General features: G+C 38.6%; 23 protein-coding genes. 8 read left to right on the top strand and 15 right to left on the bottom strand.

Features of this window, described 5'->3' with window-relative positions; all coding sequences use genetic code 11:
* The first annotated feature begins 69 nt into the window (after window positions 1-69).
* The 8 genes from KFO35_RS10255 (at window position 70) to rpsT (ending at window position 6,540) form a co-directional block, all read left to right on the top strand.
* A complete protein-coding gene (locus KFO35_RS10255; protein ID WP_002315130.1) occupies window positions 70-696 on the top strand; it encodes an MBL fold metallo-hydrolase in 627 nt (208 codons plus the stop codon).
* A 23-nt stretch (window positions 697-719) separates the two neighbouring features.
* On the top strand, window positions 720-1,424 hold the full coding sequence (locus tag KFO35_RS10250) for a histidine phosphatase family protein (RefSeq protein WP_002329133.1): 705 nt from the start codon (window positions 720-722) through the stop codon (window positions 1,422-1,424).
* Between the two features lie 191 nt (window positions 1,425-1,615).
* A complete protein-coding gene (locus KFO35_RS10245) occupies window positions 1,616-2,449 on the top strand; it encodes an undecaprenyl-diphosphate phosphatase (protein ID WP_002309434.1) in 834 nt (277 codons plus the stop codon).
* Window positions 2,450-2,645: 196 nt separating this feature from the next.
* Complete coding sequence (locus tag KFO35_RS10240) at window positions 2,646-4,574, top strand: heavy metal translocating P-type ATPase (protein ID WP_156272291.1); 1,929 nt, start codon at window positions 2,646-2,648, stop codon at window positions 4,572-4,574.
* A 133-nt stretch (window positions 4,575-4,707) separates the two neighbouring features.
* The gene (locus KFO35_RS10235; RefSeq protein WP_002315133.1) at window positions 4,708-5,163 is read left to right on the top strand and encodes a DUF441 domain-containing protein; all 456 of its coding nucleotides are present in this window, start codon (window positions 4,708-4,710) and stop codon (window positions 5,161-5,163) included.
* A gap of 80 nt (window positions 5,164-5,243) precedes the next feature.
* Window positions 5,244-5,375 carry a hypothetical protein gene (locus KFO35_RS14335; RefSeq protein WP_256277988.1) on the top strand — a complete coding sequence of 44 codons (132 nt, stop codon included), beginning with the start codon at window positions 5,244-5,246 and terminating at the stop codon, window positions 5,373-5,375.
* A gap of 241 nt (window positions 5,376-5,616) precedes the next feature.
* Window positions 5,617-5,886 (top strand): hypothetical protein, encoded by a 270-nt coding sequence (locus tag KFO35_RS10230; RefSeq protein ID WP_002289125.1) that lies wholly within the window; start codon window positions 5,617-5,619, stop codon window positions 5,884-5,886.
* A gap of 399 nt (window positions 5,887-6,285) precedes the next feature.
* Entirely contained in the window at window positions 6,286-6,540 is a 255-nt protein-coding gene (gene rpsT / locus KFO35_RS10225; protein ID WP_002292188.1) for a 30S ribosomal protein S20, read from the top strand.
* Between the two features lie 88 nt (window positions 6,541-6,628).
* On the opposite strand, the gene holA is transcribed toward rpsT, so the two are convergent.
* The 15 genes from holA to typA all read right to left on the bottom strand — a co-directional run bounded on the left by holA (window position 6,629) and on the right by typA (window position 24,708).
* The gene (gene holA, locus KFO35_RS10220) at window positions 6,629-7,675 is read right to left on the bottom strand and encodes a DNA polymerase III subunit delta (RefSeq protein WP_002335668.1); all 1,047 of its coding nucleotides are present in this window, start codon (window positions 7,673-7,675) and stop codon (window positions 6,629-6,631) included.
* Between the two features lie 36 nt (window positions 7,676-7,711).
* Window positions 7,712-9,985, bottom strand: a complete 2,274-nt coding sequence (locus KFO35_RS10215; protein ID WP_025477259.1) for a DNA internalization-related competence protein ComEC/Rec2 — start codon at window positions 9,983-9,985, stop codon at window positions 7,712-7,714.
* Entirely contained in the window at window positions 9,978-10,517 is a 540-nt protein-coding gene (locus KFO35_RS10210; protein ID WP_002292191.1) for a ComE operon protein 2, read from the bottom strand. The genes KFO35_RS10215 and KFO35_RS10210 overlap by 8 nt, the downstream gene beginning before the upstream one ends.
* 180 nt (window positions 10,518-10,697) lie before the next feature.
* A complete protein-coding gene (locus KFO35_RS10205; protein ID WP_002315136.1) occupies window positions 10,698-11,375 on the bottom strand; it encodes a helix-hairpin-helix domain-containing protein in 678 nt (225 codons plus the stop codon).
* Between the two features lie 330 nt (window positions 11,376-11,705).
* Window positions 11,706-12,749, bottom strand: coding sequence for a SepM family pheromone-processing serine protease (locus tag KFO35_RS10200; RefSeq protein WP_002315137.1), 1,044 nt, complete (start codon window positions 12,747-12,749; stop codon window positions 11,706-11,708).
* Window positions 12,739-13,230, bottom strand: coding sequence for a pantetheine-phosphate adenylyltransferase (gene coaD, locus KFO35_RS10195; protein ID WP_002315138.1), 492 nt, complete (start codon window positions 13,228-13,230; stop codon window positions 12,739-12,741). Before coaD ends, KFO35_RS10200 begins: the two co-directional genes overlap by 11 nt.
* Window positions 13,227-13,787 (bottom strand): 16S rRNA (guanine(966)-N(2))-methyltransferase RsmD, encoded by a 561-nt coding sequence (gene rsmD, locus KFO35_RS10190; RefSeq protein ID WP_002315139.1) that lies wholly within the window; start codon window positions 13,785-13,787, stop codon window positions 13,227-13,229. The genes coaD and rsmD overlap by 4 nt, the downstream gene beginning before the upstream one ends.
* 130 nt (window positions 13,788-13,917) lie before the next feature.
* Window positions 13,918-14,256 carry a YlbG family protein gene (locus KFO35_RS10185; protein WP_002292197.1) on the bottom strand — a complete coding sequence of 113 codons (339 nt, stop codon included), beginning with the start codon at window positions 14,254-14,256 and terminating at the stop codon, window positions 13,918-13,920.
* Complete coding sequence (locus KFO35_RS10180) at window positions 14,246-14,686, bottom strand: YlbF/YmcA family competence regulator (RefSeq protein ID WP_002315140.1); 441 nt, start codon at window positions 14,684-14,686, stop codon at window positions 14,246-14,248. The genes KFO35_RS10185 and KFO35_RS10180 overlap by 11 nt, the downstream gene beginning before the upstream one ends.
* The gene (locus KFO35_RS10175; RefSeq protein WP_002315141.1) at window positions 14,667-15,791 is read right to left on the bottom strand and encodes a CAP-associated domain-containing protein; all 1,125 of its coding nucleotides are present in this window, start codon (window positions 15,789-15,791) and stop codon (window positions 14,667-14,669) included. The genes KFO35_RS10180 and KFO35_RS10175 overlap by 20 nt, the downstream gene beginning before the upstream one ends.
* 20 nt (window positions 15,792-15,811) lie before the next feature.
* Window positions 15,812-19,240, bottom strand: a complete 3,429-nt coding sequence (locus tag KFO35_RS10170; protein ID WP_002315142.1) for a pyruvate carboxylase — start codon at window positions 19,238-19,240, stop codon at window positions 15,812-15,814.
* Between the two features lie 25 nt (window positions 19,241-19,265).
* Entirely contained in the window at window positions 19,266-20,429 is a 1,164-nt protein-coding gene (locus KFO35_RS10165; RefSeq protein ID WP_002309450.1) for an FtsW/RodA/SpoVE family cell cycle protein, read from the bottom strand.
* A 2-nt stretch (window positions 20,430-20,431) separates the two neighbouring features.
* Window positions 20,432-20,734, bottom strand: a complete 303-nt coding sequence (locus KFO35_RS10160) for an Fpa/YlaN family protein (protein ID WP_002292202.1) — start codon at window positions 20,732-20,734, stop codon at window positions 20,432-20,434.
* A 112-nt stretch (window positions 20,735-20,846) separates the two neighbouring features.
* Complete coding sequence (gene recQ / locus KFO35_RS10155; protein WP_002315143.1) at window positions 20,847-22,619, bottom strand: DNA helicase RecQ; 1,773 nt, start codon at window positions 22,617-22,619, stop codon at window positions 20,847-20,849.
* Window positions 22,620-22,878: 259 nt separating this feature from the next.
* Window positions 22,879-24,708 carry a translational GTPase TypA gene (gene typA / locus KFO35_RS10150; RefSeq protein ID WP_002292204.1) on the bottom strand — a complete coding sequence of 610 codons (1,830 nt, stop codon included), beginning with the start codon at window positions 24,706-24,708 and terminating at the stop codon, window positions 22,879-22,881.
* Between the last annotated feature and the right edge of the window lie 104 nt (window positions 24,709-24,812).

Below are 24,812 nucleotides of genomic sequence, written 5' to 3'. Positions count from 1 at the left end.
TTGTTTCCTAGCAATGAATGCGTTATACTAATGGATGAAAGAAGTTTTGGCTATCAAGGAGGAATGCACATGCATATCGAAAGATTAAAAACAGGAATGATTGAAGAAAACTGTTATTTGGTCTACAACGAAGAAGCACTTTTGATCATTGACCCTGGAGAAGATGCAGAACGAATCAAACAAGAAATCAAAAAAACAAACCAACAGCCGGTAGCGATTTTGCTTACCCATACCCACTACGATCATATCGGTGCAGTAGAACCTTTACGCGCATATTATCAAATCCCAGTGTATGTCAGCCCACTAGAGCAAAAATGGCTAGGTGATCCGATTTTGAACCTTTCTGGACTCGGACGACATGATGATATTGCTGATATTATTGTCTCGCCTGCAGAATATGAATTTGAAATGAAAACTTATACTTTAGGGAACATGTCTTTTCGTGTAGTCCCTACTCCAGGACACTCCATCGGAAGCGTTAGCTTTATTTTTGATGATTTTGTCGTTTCTGGCGACGCCCTATTTAGAGGAAGTATCGGTAGAACCGATCTGTATACAGGGAATTTAGAACAATTACTTCACAGTATTCGGACCCAGCTGTTTGTTTTACCTGATGAATTTGCAGTCTATCCAGGACATGGTGATGCAACAACGATTGAACAGGAAAAAAGGACAAATCCTTTTTTCAATCGTTAAAAATGATTTAGGAGGAGAATAAAATGACAGAAACTACACTTTATATCGTACGGCATGGAAAAACGATGTTCAATACAATCGAACGCGTACAAGGCTGGTGTGATACGCCACTCACAAAACAAGGACAAGAAGGCATCCATTATTTAGGGCGCGGGTTAAAAGATGTCGACTTTTCTTTTGCTTATTCTAGTGACAGTGGTCGGGCGATCGAAACTGCCCGTATTATTCTAGGAGAACATTCTAAGGGAAAAGAAATTCCTTATTTTATCGAGAAACGGATCAGAGAATGGTGCTTTGGGTCTCTTGAAGGTGGCTATGACATGGAAATGTGGGGTGTGATCCCTCGCGTATTGAATTTTAAAACCTATGATGAGATGTTTACCACAGAAGTTTCTTTTGAACAAATTGCCAATGCTGTATACAACTTGGATACGGCTGGATGGGCAGAAACTTATGAAACATTGCGAGATCGTGTGTGGACAGGATTTGAAGATATCGCCCATCACTGCGAAAAAAACGGCGGCGGAAATGTTTTAGTCGTATCACATGGTTTGACGATTGCCTTCTTGCTTAATCTGATTGATCCTAAACAGCCTGTTCGTGCTGGTCTTTTAAATGGCAGTGTAACAAAGGTTACTTATGCAAACGGTCGATTTTCTATCCATGGTATCAACGATACGTCTTATATCGAAAACGGGAAAGCACATAGTCGAGACTCGTTTTTATGATGGGATATTTTAATTTTTAACAGAGAATCATAAAAGGCAAAGTCTGAACGAGGGCTTTGTCTTCTTTTTTTCTCTTCGTATTCTTATCTGCTTCATTTCTCAAGTTTTTCTTAATATTAAAAAACAGATTGGGTTTATCAAAAAATAACGGTATACTATAAGATGTATCTTAATTGGGAAGGAAGGAATTTATGTTTTTTGCAAATATTATCAAAGCAGTGATTCTCGGTATTATTGAAGGAATAACGGAATGGCTGCCCATCAGTAGTACTGGTCATCTGATCCTAGCAGATGAATTCATCAAACTGGATGCCAGTTCACAGTTTATGTCGATGTTCAATGTCGTTATCCAATTAGGGGCGATCTTAGCTGTCGTCGTTCTTTATTTTCACAAATTAAACCCCTTTTCTCCAAGTAAATCAACGATAGAAAAAAAAGATACTTGGACACTTTGGTTTAAAGTGATCGTTGCTTGTATACCAGCCATCATCATTGGTTTGCCTTTGGATGATTGGTTAGAAGCAAATTTCCACAAGTTCTTACCCGTTGCCATTGTTTTGATTGTTTACGGTATTGCCTTTATTATTGTCGAAAAACGTAACAAAAACAAAACACCTCGTTGGACTTCGCTGAATGACTTTACGTACCAAGCAGCTCTTCTTGTTGGGTTATTCCAAGTCTTGGCACTTGTTCCCGGAACATCTCGTTCTGGTGCAACGATCCTAGGAGCTATCTTGATTGGCGCTTCGCGTTTTGTCGCTACAGAATTCTCATTTTTCTTAGGGATTCCTGTCATGTTTGGCGCAAGCGGCTTGAAGATCGTCAAATATTTAGCTGAAGGGAACTCATTCAAAATGGAAGAAACTGTTGTTCTTCTTGTAGGAACATTCGTATCTTTTGTGGTTTCTGTCTTAGCTATTAAATTCTTATTAAGTTATTTGAAGAAAAACGACTTTACCGCTTTTGGCTGGTATCGTATTATCCTTGGTATCATTTTAATTGGTTATTGGTTTATTGCAATGTAAGAAAAAACGGAACACTTCTCTTGTATGAGAAATGTTCCGTTTTTTTATTTTATTTAATGATAATTATTATAAATAATAAAAACTCCATCGAGCTCCATAGTCAAATGATAACTATTATCGTTCTCATTTAGCTGTTTTTATTATCAATTACATTTTTATTATGCTATCCTTGTTTTGACAAGGAGGACTGATAACGATGACTAATCAGAAAAAAGCTTTTACAGCAACAATTGGCTGTCTTTTATTTATGATTGCCGGTTTTATTTTCGACCGATTCTCTCTCACCATCACCCCGCTTTTTTATATCAGCGCTATTATCATCGGTGGATACAAACAAACATCGGAAGGCTTGAAAGAATTGTGGAATGACCGAACACTGAATGTGGACTTATTGATGGCTTTAGCCGCTATTGGTGCCTATTTGATTGGTAATTACTTTGAGGGAGCAATGTTGACGTTCATCTTTTGTTTAAGCGGTGCATTAGAGGAATACACGACCAATAAAAGTCAAAAAGAAATTACCGCTTTGATGAATCTTCAGCCACAAAAAGCTCAGTTACTAAAAGAAAACGGACAAATGCAAGAAGTAGATGTTTCGCAATTAAAGGTGGATGACTTGGTGTTCGTCGCTAAAGGAGCGGCTGTTCCGATCGACGGTTGTTTAGAAAGCACACAGGCAACGATCGATGAGTCTGCATTAAGCGGTGAATCTGTACCTGTAGAAAAATATTTAGGAGATGAGATGTTTGCAGGAACGCTGAATAAAGGAAATCCCATTACGATTCGAGTAACAAAAACGAGTGCCGAAACTGTCTTTGCTAAGATCATCCAATTAGTGGAAGAAGCGCAGAATACGCCAACTCAAACAGCTTCATTTATCGAACGGATCGAAAACAATTATGTAAAATTGATTTTGCTTGCTGTGACTCTAATGATCCTTCTCCCCCACTTTTTCTTAGGTTGGAGTTGGGATGAAAGCTTTTATCGAGGAATGGTATTATTAGTCGTGGCTTCTCCTTGTGCGCTTGTCGCATCTGCTACTCCTGCTTCTCTAGCTGCTCTTTCAAATTCTGCAAAAAATGGGATTCTAATCAAAGGCGGGATCCATTTAGAGAAGCTTTCTGAATTAAAAGCGATTGCCTTTGATAAAACTGGAACACTCACTAAAGGAAAACCAGTTGTGACTGACAGCTTTTTCTTTGATGAGAAGGATTTGGCACAACAACTTCTTGTTGCTATGGAACAAAAAACGACACACCCTCTTGCTCATGCGATTTTACAATATTTCGATTGCACAATACCCGAAGCAATCCAATGCCTATCAATAGAAGAAATTACTGGTTTTGGATTACAAACTACCTATTTAGGGGCGCAATGGAAAGTTGGCAAACACGCATATGATCCTGAGACGATGAGAATCAGCAAAGAGATTGAGGAAATGATCGAACGTTTAGAAAATCAAGGAAAAACTGTAATCTATCTTTCTAAAGATCAACAGTTAATCGCTGTTTTAGGTCTGTTGGATATTCCAAAAGCAAATGCCCAACAGGTGATTTCCTACTTTAAATCCCAAAACATCCATACAAGTATGATAACTGGCGACCATTCTGGCACAGCAAAGGCTATTGCTGAACAAGTAGGAATCGAACATTACTATGCAAGCTGTACTCCGGAAGAAAAAACACAACTAGTCAAAAAAGAAAATGAACGTTACCAAGTAAATGCGATGGTTGGTGATGGAGTCAATGATGCGCCTGCTTTAGCAGCTGCTTCATTAGGTATCGCTATGGGACAAGGAACAGACGCCGCAATGGATATCGCAGACATCGTCTTAATGAAAAATGACTTAGATAAATTCGTCTACAGTCATCGGCTATCTTTAAAAATGCGGCGGATCATCAAACAAAATATCATTTTTTCGGTTCTTGTTATTCTCTTGTTGATTGCTTCTAACTTCTTGCAATTTTTAAATCTACCTCTTGGAGTAGTAGGACACGAAGGAAGCACGATATTGGTTATTCTGAATGGCTTGCGCTTACTAAGACCTTTACCTGCTCTTTCTGATTCTTCAAAAAAATGTAAGCCTTGTCCACTATACCAAGCACGGCTGTCTTCTGCCAAATAAGTGAAGTTTTTTATGATTTTGTTTATTTTATGAAAAGATCAGCGTATGAATAGATTTCGAAGGATAAATTCCTGCTTTTGCAACTTTCTAAAAACATGTTATGATTGTTTCGAAGAAAGTGAGGAATTATTTCATGGAAAGTTGGCTTTTTTTAGGTATTATTTTACTTGTAGCAATTTTAGCTAAGAATCAAAGTCTAATGATAGCGGCAGCTTTTGTGCTGATTATGAAGCTCGTACCAGCCTCCCGTTCCTTTTTCCCTTGGCTTCAAGGCAAAGGAATCAATATTGGTGTGACGATCATCACTGCAGCGATTCTGATCCCTATCGCAACAGGAGAAATCGGTCTACGTGATTTATTAGAAGCCTTTAAATCCCCTATCGGCTGGGTAGCTGTTTTTTGCGGTGGGCTAGTGGCTGTCTTATCTTCCAAGGGCGTAGGATTGATTGCTTCTGATCCGCAAATCACTGTTGCGCTTGTTTTTGGCACGATTTTAGGAGTTGTCTTCTTAAGAGGAATCGCCGCCGGACCAGTCATTGCTTCTGGCATTACTTACTGTATCTTACAAGTATTTGCTTTAGGAAAATAGATCAAATTTTGCCTATTTTTAGGAGATTCTTAACACCCCCAATTTACTGATCCGTGATATACTGACAACGAGGTGATACAATGTTCGAAAAATTGAAGTATTTCATAGGAACAATTGGCTGGTTTCTTTTAGCGGTACTTTTGATTCTGGGATTAGCTTATCTTTTATTTCCTGATTTGATACAAAATGTGTTAGATACTGCTTTTGATTGACCTATTAGAATGATATAGGGGATGCTCCTGCGATGCAGGAGCTTTTTTTAAACAATGACCGAGCGAATGAGACTTCCTATTGAAATCGATGCACTTTTTTCTTTTTGGCTCTTCTCCTCTTTTTTGTTATACTAGATTACAGTGGACAAAAGAAGGTATGATTGCATCCACTTTAACGAATATCAAAATGGAAGAAACAGTACCTGTTCTCAGGTTACTTTGGAAAGAAAGGAAGACGCTTGTGGAAACTTTTGAAGGTCTTTTAATTGATACGTATGTTTTACAAGAACAGCCAATGATGCTGACTGGAATCAACTTGCAGCTTGAGGACCGTGTGATCAATGGCCTGCTTAAAGATCGCTATTTGGCAAAGTACATCTTACGTTTGCCACTAAATAAATATGTACTGGAAGTAAGTGGCAAATGGAACCGTCGGAATCAGTTAGTCATTAAAAAAATGTTGATAAAAAATATTGATGAATACATTAAAATAATCGGTACACCAGAATAACCTTTACCGATCAAAGGTGACTGGTTATAAAATAACTGCAGTTTCTTAATAGAAAAACAAAGAACAACAGGGAATCGTATCCCTTTTCAAAAAAAACTTTGCAAACGGTTCTCTTTGTTATATAATGACTTAGTACCAAACATTCCCATTCAATCTTTGTTTAAATAGATAAATAAAAATCTAGTTTGGTTTGACGCTATTGCCTCCCACAATAGCGTCTTTTTGATTTTTTCAGCTTGATTTATCTGTTTTTACTGATAAAAAAGTTTAAATAAAAGACTGTTAAGGAAAAAAACTTGTCATGTTCATATTGCAAAGCGCGCTGCCTTTAGGTATAATAATGAATGTTGAATTATGCGGTCACACGCGTAAGAACTTAAGTTATCGGAGGTGAAACTAATGCCAAACATTGAATCTGCAATCAAACGTGTTCGTACAAGCGAAAACGCTAATGTGAAAAATTCATCTCAAACAAGCGCTATGCGTACTGCAATCAAAAAATTTGAAGATGCTGTAGCTTCAGGTGCTGACAACGTAGATGCGTTATATAAAGAAGCTGTTAAAGCTATTGATATGGCTGAATCAAAAGGTCTAATCCACAAAAACAAAGCTAACCGCGACAAATCTCGTTTAAGCAAAAAAATCGCTAAGTAAAAGAATCGGCTTCGGCCGGTTTTTTTATTTGGCAAAAAAAGCCAAAAGCAACCGGTATTCTTGCATGCTTTTGGCTTCTTCTTTCTTCCTATCGATTTCTCAACAACTGCCCTGTGCGCAAAACGAAAAGTTGAAAACTTAATTCTTTTTCGATTTGCCCCGTTTTGATTTGATAATCCATTTCGACTAATTGATCAAATAATTGTACCAGCAACTGTTCATCGAATTTCCTTACTTCTTGCATGGCAAGTTTTACACGGTAGGGATGGATTTTTAATGTTTCTGCAATATTGGCCTGCTGATAGCCAATCTTTACAAGAAATTTTGTCTGTAAAAACAAACGTAATTGAGAAAGTAAAATCGCATTGATTTTGATTGTTTCCTCCCCTTGCATGACTAAATCTTCATATAAACGCAAGGCTTGTTCTGTCTTCCCTTTTAAAATATATTGGGTCATGTCAAAAATATTATGTTCCAATGTTTTAGGAACTAATTGTTCTACTTCTCGAACAGTGATTTGCTGTTGATTTTGTCCATAAAGAATTAATTTCTGTAACTCTCTCATCATTTTGGATAAATCTAAGTCGGTCAACCGCAAGAATAAATCAATGGCGTTTCGTTCCATTTTGATGGAAGAGTTCTCTAAGGTATTCATCAGATATTGACGTACTTCTTTTTCATTCAGCTGTTGGACGTTGATGATGGTTGCTGTTTTTTTCAATTGTTTCGTTACTTTTTTCCGTTCATCCAACTTTTCATATGGCGCAAAAAATACTAATACAGTCGATTCTAGTGGTTCTTTCAAATAAGCTGTCAGTAAATCAGTATTTTGTTCGATCCCGTTGTTTACTTTCTCACCTGTTAAAAAATATGGGTTCTCCACAAATACTAATCGTTGATCTCCGAAAAACGGCAATGTCTCTGCTTCAGCCACTACCTCCTCTAAACTTGCATTTTCCATGTCAAAACTTAAAAAATTTAAATCATCTTCGCCCTCTAATTTGATTTTTTTAACTATTTCTGCCCGAACTTGATCTTGGAGAAACTTTTCTGTTCCTAAGATCAAGTAACAAGATGCAAGTTTTTCTTTACGTATTTTTTGTAACTCTGCTTGTATACTCAAATTACTCACCACTTTCAAAATTATCCTACCATGAGAAGATGAGAATTACTAGTCTATCATTGTTTCCATTAGACCATGAGGATGAAAAACTGGATGCCAGCGATAGGTGATCATTCCTTGCTGATCGGTTCGCCATGTTCTTATCTGATTTTCTTCTAATGCCTCCAATACTTCGCTGTGAGGGTGACCATAACGATTATTTACTCCGCAGGATATAATTCCATGTTTCGCTTCAATACGGGAAAGAAAATCCGTATTACTTGATGTGCGGCTACCATGGTGACCTAATTTGACTACGTCGGCTTTCAAATTAGGATAAATAGAAAGCAACTGTTCTTCCATCGCTTGATTCAAATCGCCTAAAAACAAAAAACGTTGATTATTATAGTCCAGCCATAAACCAATCGAATCTTCATTTCTTCCTTCTCCCTTTTCAAAAGGTGTCAATACATAAAGATCATAATAGCCTTTGATCCTGTCGCCATGTTTGACTTCAATGATTTTAGTGCCATTTTTTTGAGCTTCTGTTAAATGCCTTCGCAACGGTTCATTTCGTCCAGCGCCCCAGCCAATATAAATTTTTTTGATGGTGAAATGCTGAGATAATGTGGACAATTCTCCCACATGATCCGTATCGTCGTGTGTCAAGATGAGTTTATCGATCACACTTATTCCCTGTCCTTTTAGGTATGGAACGATATTCCTTTCAGCAGGAGGTCGTGCAATACCTTGCGCCCACTTTTCCCTTTCAAAGTACAACTTACCACCCGTATCAATCAAAATCGTTTCCTTTCGAAAAGGACTTTGCAAAAAGATACTGTCTCCTTGGCCAACATCGATAAAAGCGATCGTTGAAGAAAAACGTAAAAATGGCAAAGTCAATAGCATCAAAGAAAACAGACCAACATAAAACAAGAGTTTCATCGGCTGCTCGTTCAATCTATCCATACAAATCAGCAATCCGAAAATATATACCCCTGATAGCATAAGAGGTAGACGCCCTATAACAAGAGGCGATCCTGAAAACGAATCGATCATTCGTTCAAACAAGATCAGTCCCTCTTCTATCAGCAAAAGTAAGGTTTTCGGCAACCAGCGATTGAAAAGCGTCAGAAAGAACACACTAGGAAGAAAAAGAAACTTGAATACCGGCGCAACCAGTAATGTAAAAAGACTGCCTAAAAGAGGCCACTCATAAAAATGCCATACAATCAATGGCATCGTGATCATGGTAAATAGGACATGAGAAGCCGTTTTTTTCATCCAATCTCCATCAAAAGAAATCAGGATAAACAAAAAACTCATGAAAAAACTAAGCTGCCCGCCCGCATGAAAAAGAAATCGAGGATCAAATAGCAAAAGAAGCCAAAAGACAACTGCAAATAAGTCCATAGAGGAGTAACGTTTATTCAATAATTTGACTAGCAACCGCAATAAAAACAACAGACTAGCACGCAAGACAGAAATAGAACTGCCTGCAAGAGAAACATAACAGATAGTTAGCAGACTCAACGGAATGATGCTGACGTGCAGTGGCCATCCGATACGTCGAAACAAATAATACAGCCACCCTAAATAAAATTGGATGTGTAATCCCGATAGGCTGAATAGATGCAGCAAACCACTCTCTCTAAAAATTTCTTCTGATTCTCTGAATCCTGAATCTTTATAACCCCATAATAAAGAATTGATATATACACTTGTTTTTTGCGGAAATTCAGATTGGACAAAAGAAATAAAAGCGCCTCTTTTTCTCTGGAGCCAATTTCGCCAATGATTTTGTATGTTGATTTTATCGACCCTTTGAATTTGGAATCGACCAGAGATTCTATGGTTCCTGAAGTAAGCTTCTTGGTCAAAAGTATAAGGATTTCGCTTTTTTTCGGGAGAAATAAACTCGCCTTCAGCTGTCAATTCTATCCCCTTCCCTCGGAACCCAAGCCAAGTTTTCAATTCCTCTTCGGTGTTTGCTTGATAAGAAAGCTGTATCTTCTGTTTACTCTCTGACAACCTTCCTTCCATTGTCAAAAAACTGCCATTTGCACGAATCGTATCTGTAGATAAAGTCACTTGCGCAGAAGTTTCTTTTTCCTCTAAAAATGAATATTCTTGTAGCTTATAAGAAACGGATACCATTATGCTACCAACAATACAGAAGTACGCGATAAAACGTCCTTCTTTTAGCGAAAACCACAAAAAAATTCCGGCAAGAAACAAACGATAAATCCAATTGTTCGTATCATACAACAAACAAATAATCATCGACGTAATTGCCGGAAAAATCAACCGATTTCGAACATGCCTTTCTAAAACGCTAGACATGTTTTCCTGTTAATTCATTTTGAAGTTTTGAAAAATGCTGCGAGTCTAAAGCAACTTGGTGTACAGATACGCCTAATTGTTCAATCAACGCTTGAGCATACGGATCATTTCGATAGTCATGGAGATAATTGATCCCTTTGACACCAGCTTGCAGCAAAGCTTTTGTACAAGCTAAACATGGAAAATGTGTGACATAGATTTCCGAACCTTCCGTTGGGATACCGAGTTTCGCGCACTGTAGCAGCGCATTCATCTCTGCATGGATCGTTCGCAAACAGTGTCCATCCACAACATAGCAGCCTTCATCTATGCAGTGGACATCTCCACTGACTGCTCCATTATAGCCGCCAGCAATGATCCGTTTTTCCCTAACAAGTGTCGCTCCTACTTCTAAACGTGTACATGTGCTGCGTAAAGATAACAATACTGCCTGAGCCATAAAGTACTGGTCCCAGGGAATGCGTTTGTTTTGAGTCTTATCAGTAATTTTTTCTTTGTTCGTATCGCATGGTTTTGAAGATTTTTCTAACATGGTTTACATTCCTCCGTTTTTTCAAGTTGATCAAAAAAGCACTCCATTGCTTAAACAAAATATTCTTTAAATATACCGAATCATCATGTCTGACAAAAGAGCATATCCTTCACTGCCGAAATGAAGTCCGTCATCCATTAGCCTCCATTTATTGCTCTTTTCAGTTGATTCTGAATCATTCTATTTAATTGTAACGAAGTTTTTTAGTTTTTCAACTGTCTTTTCACCGATACCAGAGATCTCCTGCAAGTCTTCCACTTTCTGGAAGGATCCGTTTTCTTCTCTAAATCGAATGATTTCTTGCGCCTTGACTGATCCGATCCCAGGAATCTGCTGGAGTTCTGAGGGACTGGCTGTATTGATATTTATTTTTGAAGGCTCGGAATCTGCTGTAGATTGTTTTCCTTCTGAGGATGCCAACTGATCAAGATGTTCTGGCAGCTCTTCACCTACAGCAGGGATGTATAGGACTTGCTGATCTTCTATTTTCGCAGAAAAGTTGATTCGATCGCTATCCGCTTCTTCTAATAATCCTCCTGCGCGCTTTAGTACATCATAGACCCGTTCTTCTGAAGAAAACGAATAGATACCAGGCTCCTTCACACTTCCTTTGATATCGGTGTACATAACCTTTGGACGAGCATCCTCTTCTACAGTATTTTCTTCAGGCAATTGATTTTCTTCACTGGAACTAAATGGAGAAAGCATTTCTTTTGCAGCGATTTCTTCTGGTTCTCTATGAAATAACAGATTTGACAATAAAAAACCACTGGCTATACAAAAAATAAGAACTACCGTAGACATACAAACGATTAACTTAGGTGAGGTGAGTATTTTCTTGCTGATTTTTTCTATCATTATTTCTTTTTACAAAGAATGATCAGTAAAAACCATTCATTACTCCTTTCATTTGAAATCGAAGAAACAGTGTGCTCTGGCAAAATCGTCCCTTCAACATCTAATTACGTCAATTTTTTCTTTTTTTTTAGCAGAAAGATATTTTGACGAAAAAAAAGGATTGTGACAGAAAATATGTCACAATCCCTTATTCAAAATAAATAGTATTCAATTAGCTCAAAAGCTTGCATCTGCGGTAAATAAATCCAAACAAAAGAGGAGAAGCTGTTTTTGCTTAGCTATTCTTATTACTTGATACAGAGCAGCTTTTTCACAATTTTTTTAGTTGGTTCATTTCATTTTCTCTAGATAGTCAAGCGCATCTTGTACTGTTTTTACTGGTACGATTTTCATGGAGGAATTCAATTTTTTGGCAGCGGCTTTTGCTTCTTCGTAGTTGGTTTTTATTTCAGGATATTCTTTCTTAACATCATCTGAGATCGTATCATCTGGTGCAAAGAAAATCTCTACGCCGGCTTTATCCGCGCTTGCCACTTTTTTATCGATTCCTCCGATTCGGCCGACTTCTCCTTCGCTGTTGATCGTTCCAGTTCCGGCAATTTGCTTACCATGTCGCAAATTTTTACCAGTGACCTGTTCATAGATCTCTAAAGTGAACATCAATCCCGCTGACGGTCCACCAATAGAGCCAGAATTAATGCGAACGTCTGTATCTGATTCGATCTCTGTATGATCAGTAAGTGTGATGCCTATTCCTGCCTTTTTATCTGTTGGCAACTCAATCAGATCACCAGATGCTGTTTTTTCTTCACCATTATGCAAATAACTGATTTCGATTGTTTGTCCAACTTTTTGGCTTTTTACATAATCCATAAATGCTTCTGTACTTTGAAAGCTTTTGCCGTCTACTTTTGTTACTGTATCTCCTACTGAAAGCTTGCCAAAGAAGTTCGATGTTTTCTCTACTCTCATGACATATACGCCTTTGAATTCCATTTTATAAGGCTTGCCTGCAAGTTTCAACGCTTGTTCGATGGCTGCGTTTTGGGAAGAATCCATATAATACTGTTGCATTTGATTATATTCTTCATTTGTTGCCCCACCAGTCAATTCTTCTTTACTGATTAATTCTTCAAAGGGGGCTAGTTTAGCCTTTAGCGCCAAAAATCCGGTAGCTTGCCTGATACCGACGGATGTAAGAGAGAAAGAGCCAGAACCTTTGTCTTCTTTGTCATTGACTGTAATTAATTCTTTCAGATCAATCGTTGCTCCTGGTGATTCCACATAATATGGCAGAGGAACTACTACAAATCCGATGATCAACATTCCAAATATGATAATCAGTACTGTTTTCAACCATTGTTTAGCTTTCATTTGATTCACGCTTTCCAGCTAAAGCTTCGTTGATAACTGGCGGTAAATAACTGCTCACGTCTCCACCAAAGTGCAGTACTTCTTTTAAAATACTGGAACTGACATGGCTATATTCTGGTTTTGCCAATAAGAACACCGTTTCCAATTCCTCGTTTAGATGACGGTTCATCTGAGCGATTTCTCGTTCATATTCGAAGTCTTTGATACTCCGTATTCCTCTGACCAAGGCATCCGCGCCGATTTCTTTTGCCGTTTCCACTGTCAATTGATTTTCCTGATGCATGACTTTTACATTAGGAAGATGTGCCACAGCTTTTGTGATCAATGTCATTCTTTCTTCTGGAGGAAACAAACTTTTCTTTGAAGTATTGATAAAAACACCAATTACCACCTCATCGAATAATTTAGCCGCACGCTCCACTGTATCTAAGTGTCCTTTTGTAAAAGGATCAAAACTTCCTGGGAATAATGCACGTTTCATCGATTTCCCTCTTTTCTATAGATAGTCACAGCTGTTATGCCATAAATCTGTTTTCTTATTTGATGAAATCCAGCCACAGATTCTGGCAATTCGACTGTTTTATCCGTTTCACATACGATAACTGCGGTTTTAGAAAAAAGTCCCAGTTCTTCCATTTTATGGATTTGATCAATGATTTTTTGTTTTGCATACGGCGGATCAAGAAACAAGTAATCAAATTGTTGTTTCTCTGCTGCTAACCGTTCGATTGCTTTGTCTGCATCAAGTTTTATTGTTGTAAACTTCTCTGGTTCTTTCGTAATCTCGATGTTTTCTTTGATGATTTTTAGCGCTTGGTAATTTTTGTCTACGCATACTGCATAACTACAGCCTCTGGATACGGCTTCGATAGCTAGACCGCCGCTTCCTGCAAACAGATCCAATACTGTCTCTCCATCAAAATAGGGTCCAATCATATTGAATATGGATTCTTTTACTTTATCTGTAGTTGGTCTGGTGTTCGCCCCTGCTAAACTTTTTAAGCGGCGTCCGCCATAATTTCCTGATATTATCCGCATCTACTCACTCCTTAGAAATGGTACTGGTACTAGTATACCAAAAAAAAGACAAAAAAATACTTGGACAATGATCAATTTTTGATAGTTGTCCAAGTTATTTTTTTATTAAAAAACTGCTCATAAGAGATTTTTAAAGATGTTCAGCTAATCTGATTTCTGTATTCAGCTCTTCGATTTCGAAACCTTCTTCTTTTAATACCGTTTTATTACCTATTTTATCAGCAAAATTCATTTCGATATCTGGTCGGTAAGAACGTTCTACGTTTCGAACAAAATGTAATTTACGGATTCGTTCTTCTGTCTCTTCAAATGTCTCTTCATTCAAGTAAAGGACGACATATTTCATTCTTCTTGAGACATAATGCAACAAGCCGAACTTTTTTAGATTCTTTAATTGTTTTAAGCTGTAGACCCATACGATCAGCCCGCGTCGTTTTATTATTTCAAATTCACTATTGTCAACTTGCATGACAATTCCCTCCGCATCCAAAGTGTTTTTTCGTTTCAAAGAACGGACTACCTGCATCTACCTTGATTTCATTAGAAACTTCTTCGGCAAGTGCTTGGACAATTTGATCCAATAGACTTTGTAACTGTGTTTCACTATACCTAAAAGCTGCGACATGCTCATTCAGGTCAAGCTGTCTTCTTGCTTTTCGAAGAGCACGTTTTTTTTCACGATAATCAGGTGCATATTCGCCATATGCCGCTACATTTTCAAACGCCTTTTTCTTCGACAGGAACGCCTCTTTTAATTGGCAGACTTCTGCAGATTCTTTCATTGACTGTTTATGTTTGAAATAAGAAGTCATCGTTTTACTCTTTTTTATCATTTCAGCGACTCGGAGGCATTGATCCTCCAGTTGAAACAGCTCTTCGTTAACGATCACTGCTATCACTACTTTCTCCGTTTTCTTCTTGCAATAAGACTAACATATTTTCTTTAGAAAAAGCAATGCCTAATGAATCCGTTCCCGGATCCATAAAGCGGTCATGATTATATGGATCGCTGTACCAATATAAAAACGAAAAAGTAGCGTCGATTGCTGGATGAATAAACAGTCCACTAGTATTTTCTAATTTCTGTTTACTGATTAACTTCTCCAATTCATCATTCGTCAAGGAGAATTTCGTTGTCGTTTGTCCACTGCCTAGCGATTTTTGCCAATCAGCCATACGTTCGTCTGACAAGATTTCTTCAGGCTTTGTCAAGAAATCATGTAGCAGCAGCCGACTGTGGCTTTGAAAGGCAAGTGGTTGGTTGTATATAGGAAGTTCGTCTTCTCTTCTAAGCATGTTTAGTATAGTCGTACTTTTTCGTTCTTTACCGCGATTGATCGATTCCCAGTCAGCCGATTTATCTGCTTCATAATGTGGGAGACCTTCACCAAACACTTGATACGGTAAAAGTTTCAAAAGACTATCTTTATCTAAATATACAACTGAAAACAGACCGTTAGTTGTTTGATCAAAAAACAAAATAGCAAAAGTGTCGTTATCAAAAGCAATCAGTGGACGATAATTCATATCCTCTTCCATCAGTTCGATTCCAACTTCTGTGTCGTGATACTCAAAAGTGAAATTAGTATAGATAGTCGTGAGTTTCGTTAGGTCCTGCATCGTCATCCCTAAATAAAACGGCGTGATATCAGCAGGTCCTGTTTGCAGTACTTTAACAGTTGTGACCATGCTATCTTGGACATTCACTTCAAAAGTGAGATGACTGGCTTTGTTTTCATAATATCTTGTTTCAAAACCAAACCCACTAGTTAATCGATCATAGGATTGTCCAAAATCTTTTTCTAGCTGTTCAATCGGTTTTCCAATATAAGTAGAAAAACCAGTTGCTTTAAGCTCCTGGTATTTCCACGTTGTCATTTGATTTGAGATTTGTTGATCAGAGTTTTCCTTCACTTCAAGTTTTGGCGGGAACAAGACTGGTTCCATATAGAATGCCGCAATAACTAATAGCAGAATCAGCCAAAACAAACCCAGTCTTTTCATGTTTCCCCACCTTTCACTTATTATTTTTCAGTCACTTCAATCAAAAGGTCGCCAGACGAAATCGTGTCGCCTGAAGATACATATACATGTGCAACTTCTCCGTCAAAACGTGCTTCGATGGCTGTTTCCATTTTCATTGCTTCAGTAATCATCAACGTGTCGCCTTTTTTGACGTTATCGCCTTTTTTCACTAATACATCAAGCACAGAACCAGACATCGTTGCTCCGATTTGCTCTCGGTTTGTTGGTTCAGCTTTCAATCGAGTTTGAACCGCACTGATGATTGAATTATCTTTGATAGTGATTTCCCGTCTTTGCCCATTCAGATTGAAGAACAGTACGCGATTTCCTTCGATATCGGGTTCTCCGATTTCATCTAACCGGATGATAAGCGTTTTTCCACGTTCGATTTGTACATTGATCGTTTCACCTAAACGTATCCCTTGGAAGAATGTTGGTGTATCCAGTAATGTAACATCGCCAAATTGATTATACGCTTTTTGATAGTCCAAAAAGACTTGCGGATACATCAAATAACTTAATACTTCGTCTTGTTTTGGTTCATAGCCGATTTTTTCTGCCAATTCTTTTTTCACTTCGTTGAAATCGACTGATTTCGCCAACAGTCCTGGACGTTCACTCAACGCGGGTCTGCCCTTAAGAATGATCTTTTGCAGTTTTTCAGGAAATCCGCCGACTGGTTGTCCTAGTTCTCCTTGGAAGAAAGTCACTACAGATTCAGGGAAACTTAGTGTTTCGCCTTTTTCATAGATGTCTTGTTCTGTGAGATCATTTTGGACCATGAATAGTGCCATATCTCCTACGACTTTAGATGATGGAGTTACTTTCACGATATCGCCAAACATCAAATTGACAGTATGGTACATTTGTTTGATTTCATCCCAGCGATGACCTAGTCCGACAGCTTTTGCCTGCTGTTGCAGATTTGAATACTGTCCTCCCGGCATCTCATGCATATACACTTCTGTTTCAGGAGCATTCAAGCCATTTTCAAATGGTTTGTAATACATACGCACATCTTCCCAATAATGGTTCAATTTCTGTGCATTTTCAATTGTGATTTCTGGCAGCCGTGGGCCATTGACCAGCGCATAATACAAGCTACTCATGCTAGGCTGACTCGTGTTCCCACTCATTGCACTCATTGCTACGTCAACGATGTCTACTCCTGCTTTTGAAGCAGCGGAATAAGTGATAATCCCGTTTCCACTAGTATCATGAGTATGCAGATGGATTGGCAGATCCGTCGTTTCTTTCAATTCACTAATCAAACGATAAGCTGCTTGCGGTTTAAGCAATCCAGCCATATCCTTGATTGCAATGATATGCGCACCCAGTTGTTCTAGTTCTTTTGCCATGTCTTTATAATACTGAACATTGTATTTTGCTCGGCTTGGATCGTTGATATCGCCAGTATAGCAGATAGCTGCCTCTGCGATTTTACCAGTATCCCGTACTGCTTGGATACTTTTTTCCATTTGAGGAGTCCAGTTCAAACTATCAAAGATTCGGAAAACATCAATCCCTTGTGCTGCTGCTTCTTTGACAAATTCCACCAGTACATTGTCAGGATAATTAGAATACCCAACGGCATTTGAACCTCTGAAAAGCATTTGCAGCAATGTATTAGGCATTAAAGAACGGATTTTTCTCAATCGTTGCCAAGGATCTTCATTCAAAAAGCGGTAAGCCACATCAAATGTTGCTCCCCCCCACATCTCACTTGAAAAGAGTTCAGGAAGACCTTCTCCCGTTAAGCGTGCAATCTGCTTGAAATCCTTTGTCCGAACACGAGTTGCTAGCAGACTTTGATGAGCGTCTCTAAATGTCGTATCCGTCAACAATAAATTTTCCTGTCCTTTGATCCATTCAACCAAAGCATCGGCACCCTTCGCATCTAATACGTTCTTAGCCGTTACATAATCAGTTCTTGTGATTAGATCTTTAGGCATACGTGGTTCTTCATAAAATGGTTTTTCGCCACTTTCGATACCTGGAAAACCATTGACAGTAATTTCACCGATATATTTCATCGTTTTATTTCCGCGGTCTCGTAGTCGAGGAAATTCAAATAATGTTGCTGTACTATCGATAAAAGTTGTTTTTGCATTTCCTGATTGGAATTCAGGATGTGTGATGACATTTAGCATAAATGGAATATTTGTTTTTACTCCACGGATCCTGAATTCTTTCAAGCAACGTTCCATTTTCTGAATGGCTGTTTCAAAAGTAGCGCCATGCGTACATACTTTTACTAACAATGAATCAAAATACGGCGTCACCACATAGCCAGCGTAAGCATTCCCTACATCCAGACGTACGCCAAATCCGCCAGGTGAACGATACGTATCGATTTTTCCTGTGTCTGGTAAAAAGTTATTCAACGGGTCTTCCGTAGTAATTCGGCATTGAATAGCTGACCCATTCAATTTGATTTCTTCTTGCTGAGGCAATCCGATTTCTTTATGCAAATCTAACCCTTGGGCAATCAATAGTTGTGTTGTCACGATATCAATATCTGTAATCATTTCTGTGATCGTATGTTCCACTTGGACGCGAGGATTGACTTCGATAAAGTAAAAATCATCTCCTTCAACAAGAAATTCTACCGTACCCGCATTGACATACCCAACATGTTTCATCAATTGGACAGCTGCCTGACAAATTTTTTGACGTTGCTGTTCGTTCATAGAGACACAAGGCGCTACTTCTACTACTTTTTGGTGGCGGCGCTGAACAGAACAGTCTCTTTCGAAAAGATGGATGACGTTTCCATGTGTGTCACCAAGAATCTGTACTTCGATATGCTTAGGGTTGGCGATGTATTTTTCAACATACACTTCATCGCTACCAAAGGCAGCTTTTGCTTCGCTTTTTGCACGTTCGTAACCTTCTCTTGCACTCTTTTCATCATGAGCCACACGCATTCCGCGACCTCCGCCGCCTAGAGCTGCCTTAATCATAATCGGATAACCGAATCGTTCAGCAAATTCCAATGCATCGTCTACAGAAGCGATTGGACCATCTGTGCCTGGAATTGAAGCAATTCCTGCTTCGATGGCTGCAGCTTTTGCTTTGATTTTATCTCCAAAAATATCCAAATGATGCAGTTTGGGTCCAACAAAAGTGATGCCCTCTTCCTCGCACCGTTGCGCAAAATTCAAGTTTTCCGATAAAAGACCATAACCAGGATGAATGGCATCAGCCCCGCATTCTTTCGCGATAGAAATGATCCCTTCAATATCTAGATACGCATCAATCGGTTTTTTCCCTTGTCCTACTAAATATGCTTCATCCGCTTTAAAACGGTGTACGGAATATTCATCTTCTTCTGCATAGATTCCAACAGTTTTAATTCCTAATTCTGTACAAGCACGAAATACACGTACAGCGATTTCACCCCTGTTAGCAACTAAAACTTTTTTCATCGAACCACTCCTACATCTTTTTTTATTATAAACCTAAGCTCTTGCGTTTTTCATCCGCACTAATGTTGAGGACAAAGCCGACACAGATCGAAAGCATCAGCAAACTGGATCCTCCTTGACTTAAGAATGGGAACGTGATCCCTGTCAAAGGAATGACACCAGTGATTCCTCCCAGATTGACAAACACTTGGATCAAAAACATTGCGCCGATCCCAATGCACAAAAGCGAATTGAACGGATCTCTTGAACGAATCCCTACAAGAATAATGCGCACGATCATAAAGAATAGCAACGCTAATATCAAAATCCCCATAATCACTCCGAGCTCTTCCACTACGATTGCATAGATAAAATCGGTTTGTGCTTCTTGTAAAAATCCCTTTTTCTGGATACTGTTACCTAATCCTCTGCCAAATAACCCGCCATTGAACATGGCATAGTAGCCGTTAACTAATTGATGGCCTTTATTTAATTCATCCGAGAAAGGATTTTGGTAAATAGCAAAGCGATTATAGATATACTGTAAACGTCCAGGCAAGATTTTTCCGTTTGTAATATTGATTAGCCAGATCGTAAAAGTACTTAAACAAAAACCCCCTACTCCTACAATCAAAGTATACACATAATTGACTCCGCTGGCTAAAAGCAGAACCAAAATAATCAAAAAGATAACTGCCGCATTCCCAAAATCAGGAAGAATAGCGACCAAAGCAGTCAGTCCGATAACCATTGCAAGTGGACGTTTTACAGTCCCTAGGAAATCTTTTTGCACACTGTTTTGTCTTTTAGATAAAGTCAGAGACAGATACCAGATAGAAATAATCTTTAGGTATTCGGCAGGTTGGATCGAAAATCCTGCAATTTGAAGCCAACCTTTTGCACCATTGATTTCTTTACCGAAAAACACAACGATCAGCAGCAAAATCGTCAAAACTGCGATGGCTGCCATAATCAAACGCTGGTTTTTTAAAACATCTGTTTTCATTTTGTAGAGTAGTGCGATAGCAATCAAGCTGAGCACCCAAAAAATACTTTGGTTAATGACTGATGCGGACGGATTTTGTCCGTTTTCTAATAATAGATACGACGTAGAACTATATACCATGATCAAACCCAAAACACATAAAATCAAATAGGGAATCAAGATACTATAGTCTAATAGATGCCTTTTTTTTACTTTCTTAGGCAAGTCTATTCCTCCTTGCCAACTTCTTTTTTATCATAATTTTCTTGGTAAACCTCACTGTATAACTGATTCAATTCTCGTTCCAGCTCACTTAACATCAGCTGTCCCTCGTTTTTTTCGATTACTCCTATACGAACAGCAAACCCGACTTGCTGGGAGAAACCGTACATCTGTGTATCTACCACTTCTTCGAAGGCTTTGCATTGCGAGATACAGAGACTGTTATTTTGGTTTCGGATTAATCGTTTGATCCGTTCTGCTTCATCATTTAATACTTGGATCGCAAGTTTTTTCGACAAAGAATCCATCTGTGCTTACCTCCCGTTCTAATTCCTTAATTATAACATATTTGATTTTCATAGGGAGCAAAAAAACAGATTTAACCAGTTGTTTTTATTCATTTTTACGTAATGGTCCTTCTTACTTGTCCAGAACGTTAGGATCCGTATTTTTTATCCGAGATAAAAAGGCTTCTCCGTATTTATCAAGCTTGCTTTGACCAACTCCCTTTATCTGAAGCATCTCCAGTCTGCTTGATGGACGTATTCGGCTCATTTCTTTCAAGGTGGAATCTGAAAATACGACATACGGGGGAACGCCTGCTTCTGATGCTAGATCCGTTCGAAGTTCCCGCAACACTTCAAATAGTGTATCGGTCTCTTCATCCGACAGCTGCTGGACTTTCTTGGGTTCCTTTCGATAAACAGCTTCTTGTCCTTTTAATACTTGGATCCCTCTTTCTGTTACTTTCAAGATAGGATATTCTCCATTAACGGTCAGAAGATAGCCATTCGATATCAAATATTCAATCAATTGCATCGTTTCTTTTTGCGATTGGTTTTTCATCAGTCCATAGGTAGATAAACGTTCAAACCCCAAGGCTCGCAGCTTTTGTTCTTTCGATCCTGCCAAGACTTTCATTAGCATCTGCTTGCCATAATTCTCCCCCATACGTTTCAAACAAGAAAGGACCATCTGTGCTTGTGTCGTTACTTCTACTATTTCTCTGTCATCTAAACAATTACCACAACGATTGCACGGACTGCTTGTCTCGCCAAAATAGTTTAGGATGTATTGCTGAAGACAGGATTCTATATACGCATATTCTGTCATCGCTTTTAATTTTTCATATTCTTTTTGCTTTTGCTCCTCTTCTCTTTGGGACTGCTGGATAAAAAACTTTTGGACCTGAATATCTTGAGGAGCGAAAAGCAGGATGGCTTCACTGGAAAGACCATCTCTTCCCGCACGACCAGCTTCCTGATAGTATGCTTCTAGAGAGCCAGGAATTTGATAATGGATAACAAAACGGACATTGCTTTTATTTATGCCCATGCCGAATGCATTGGTCGCTACGATTAGCTGTAAGCGATCGTATAAAAAGGCCTCTTGCATTGCCGTTCGTTCATTCTCCTTTAGGCCACCATGATATCTGCCTATAGAAAAACCAAATTTTTTAAGCAAATGATAGATTCGGTCTACTTCTTTTCTCGTCGCTGCATAAATAATGCCCGATTGATTTTTGTTGACTTTCAAATACTCGACTAGATACTGTTCTTTTTTTTGGTCTTTCACTACTTGAAAGCGGAGATTTTCCCGTTCAAAACCAGTCTGGATGTGATTGCCGTCAGGGATTTTTAAAAGTCTTTTTATGTCAGCGGCTACTTGTATAGTTGCTGTAGCTGTCAGTGCAACAATAACAGGTTGATTTGGCAGTTGATCTAGCTGTTTCGCCATTTGTAAATAACTTGGACGGAAATCATGCCCCCACTGAGAGATACAATGCGCCTCGTCAATGGCAATCATACAGACGTTCCATCGATTCATCGCTTGAATGAAATCCGGCATGATAAAACGTTCTGGAGCAATATAAAGTAAACGATACTGCTGCCTATCGATTTCTTGGAAGCGTCTAGCTGTTTCGTAACCATCTAACGAGCTATTGATAAAAGTGGCGGGTATACCTAATTGATTCGCTGCATCCACCTGATCCTTCATCAGAGAGATCAAAGGGGATACAACCACAGTAAGCCCATCTAATAGTAAAGATGGAAGCTGGTAACAGATTGATTTCCCACTGCCGGTAGGCATGATCCCTAATACATTTTCCTGATCAATGACTTTCTGAATAATTTCTTTTTGACCAGGTCTAAACTCATCATAACCAAAGTATTGTTTTAATAAGTCGTTCATCTTCCCGCTCCTTTCCCTTGCCATTTTACTTCGGTTTTCTCCGAAGGACAAGTTGATCCCTCTTGTGAAACATACACACGATATGAAACAAAATCACACCAGATTCAAGTTCTTTAAAAGTCTTTTAAATGTCTTTTGGCGTATTTTCTGAATTTAAGTCCATTGACAAAGATGACTTCTCCACAGAAATAAGTTGGACAAAAAAAGAAACCAGCTATTTTTTATAACAAGCTGGTTTCTCTCTTCATCCTTTTACAGATTATTTTTTCTTTTTAGATGCTTTTTCACGAGCATTTTTCTCTAAAATTTGTTTTCTCAAGCGAATGCTTTCTGGTGTTACTTCGCAATATTCATCATCATTCAAGAATTCCAAAGATTCTTCCAACGTCAATTGTTTTGGTTTTTTGATGACAGATGTTTGGTCTTTAGTAGCAGACCGTACGTTTGTCATTTGTTTTGCTTTTGTGATGTTGACAGTCAAATCATTATCACGGCTGTTTTCTCCGATAATCATTCCTTCATATACTTCTGTACCTGGTTCTACGAAGACTGTACCGCGTTCTTCGATACTCATGATAGAATAGGTCGTTGCTTTTCCGGTATCGATCGAAACAAGCGCACCTTGGTGACGTCCACCGATTTGACCAGGAAGCATTGGCAAGTATTGATCAAAAGTATGGTTCATGATTCCGTAACCGCGTGTCATTGAAAGGAATTCAGTTGAATAACCGATCAAACCGCGGGCAGGTGTCAAGAATGTCAAACGGATTTGTCCGTTTCCTGTATGGACCATATCTTGCATTTCACCTTTACGTAAGCTCAAGGATTCGATGACACTACCCATGTATTCTTCTGGTGTATCGATTTGTACGCGTTCAAACGGTTCGCATTTTACACCGTCGATTTCTTTTTCAATAACTTCTGGACGAGATACTTGCAATTCGTATCCTTCACGACGCATGTTTTCAATCAAGATAGACAAATGCAATTCTCCACGACCAGAAACAGTCCAAGCATCTGGAGAGTTTGTTGGTTCAACTCGCAAAGATACATCTGTTTGAAGTTCTGCCATCAAACGTTCTTCAATTTTACGAGCAGTTACGTATTTCCCTTCTCGACCGGCAAATGGTGAATTATTAACTAAGAAAGTCATTTGCAATGTTGGTTCGTCAATGTGAAGGATAGGTAACGCATCTTGATGATCCACAGGAGTAACTGTTTCACCGACAAAGATGTCTTCCATACCTGAGACAGCAATCAAGTCTCCAGCTTTTGCTTCTTGAATCTCTAGACGTTTTAGTCCAAAGAAACCAAATAATTTCGTTACACGGAATTTCTTAACTGTTCCGTCTAATTTAATTAATGCTACTTGGTCGCCTACTTTGATTGTTCCTCTAAATACACGTCCGATTCCGATACGACCTACATAATCGTTGTAGTCAAGTAATGAAACTTGGAATTGTAATGGTTCGTCGCTATTATCGACAGGAGCAGGAATTTTTTCAATAATCGTGTCAAAAATAGGCGCCATTGTTGGTTCTTGATCTGCTGGGTCGTCTGATAAGCTTGACGTACCATTCAGTGCAGACGCATAAATCACAGGAAAGTCTAATTGATCATCATCTGCTCCCAATTCGATGAATAGTTCAAGAACTTCATCTACAACATGCTCAGGACGAGCAGAAGGTTTGTCAATCTTGTTTACGACAACGATTGGTGTGATATGTTGTTCCAATGCTTTTTTCAATACAAAACGTGTTTGAGGCATTGTTCCTTCATACGCATCTACGACCAACACAACGCCGTCAACCATTTTCATGATCCGTTCTACTTCGCCACCAAAGTCCGCGTGTCCTGGAGTATCCATGATGTTTACGCGAATTCCTTTATAGTCTACAGCTGTGTTTTTGGCTAAAATCGTGATACCACGTTCTTTTTCTAGCGCATTTGAGTCCATCGCACGTTCTTGCAATTGCGTATGTGCGTCTAATGTATCTGATTGTTTTAATAGTTCATCAACTAATGTTGTTTTTCCGTGGTCAACGTGGGCAATAATTGCGACGTTACGGATATCGTTTCTATAATTCAATGTAACTAACTCCTTTTTTATTGGTTCTTTATGACAGGGCAAATTTTACTCGACTGCTAATTATAGCAGACTTTTTTCATGAAATATAGTAAAATGTTTTCATT

Origin of the sequence: Enterococcus lactis, assembly GCF_015751045.1 — a bacterium.
GTDB lineage: Bacteria > Bacillota > Bacilli > Lactobacillales > Enterococcaceae > Enterococcus_B > Enterococcus_B lactis.
The sequence above is the reverse complement of the archived record's forward strand: the minus strand, read 5'-3'. Positions and strand labels throughout refer to the sequence as shown.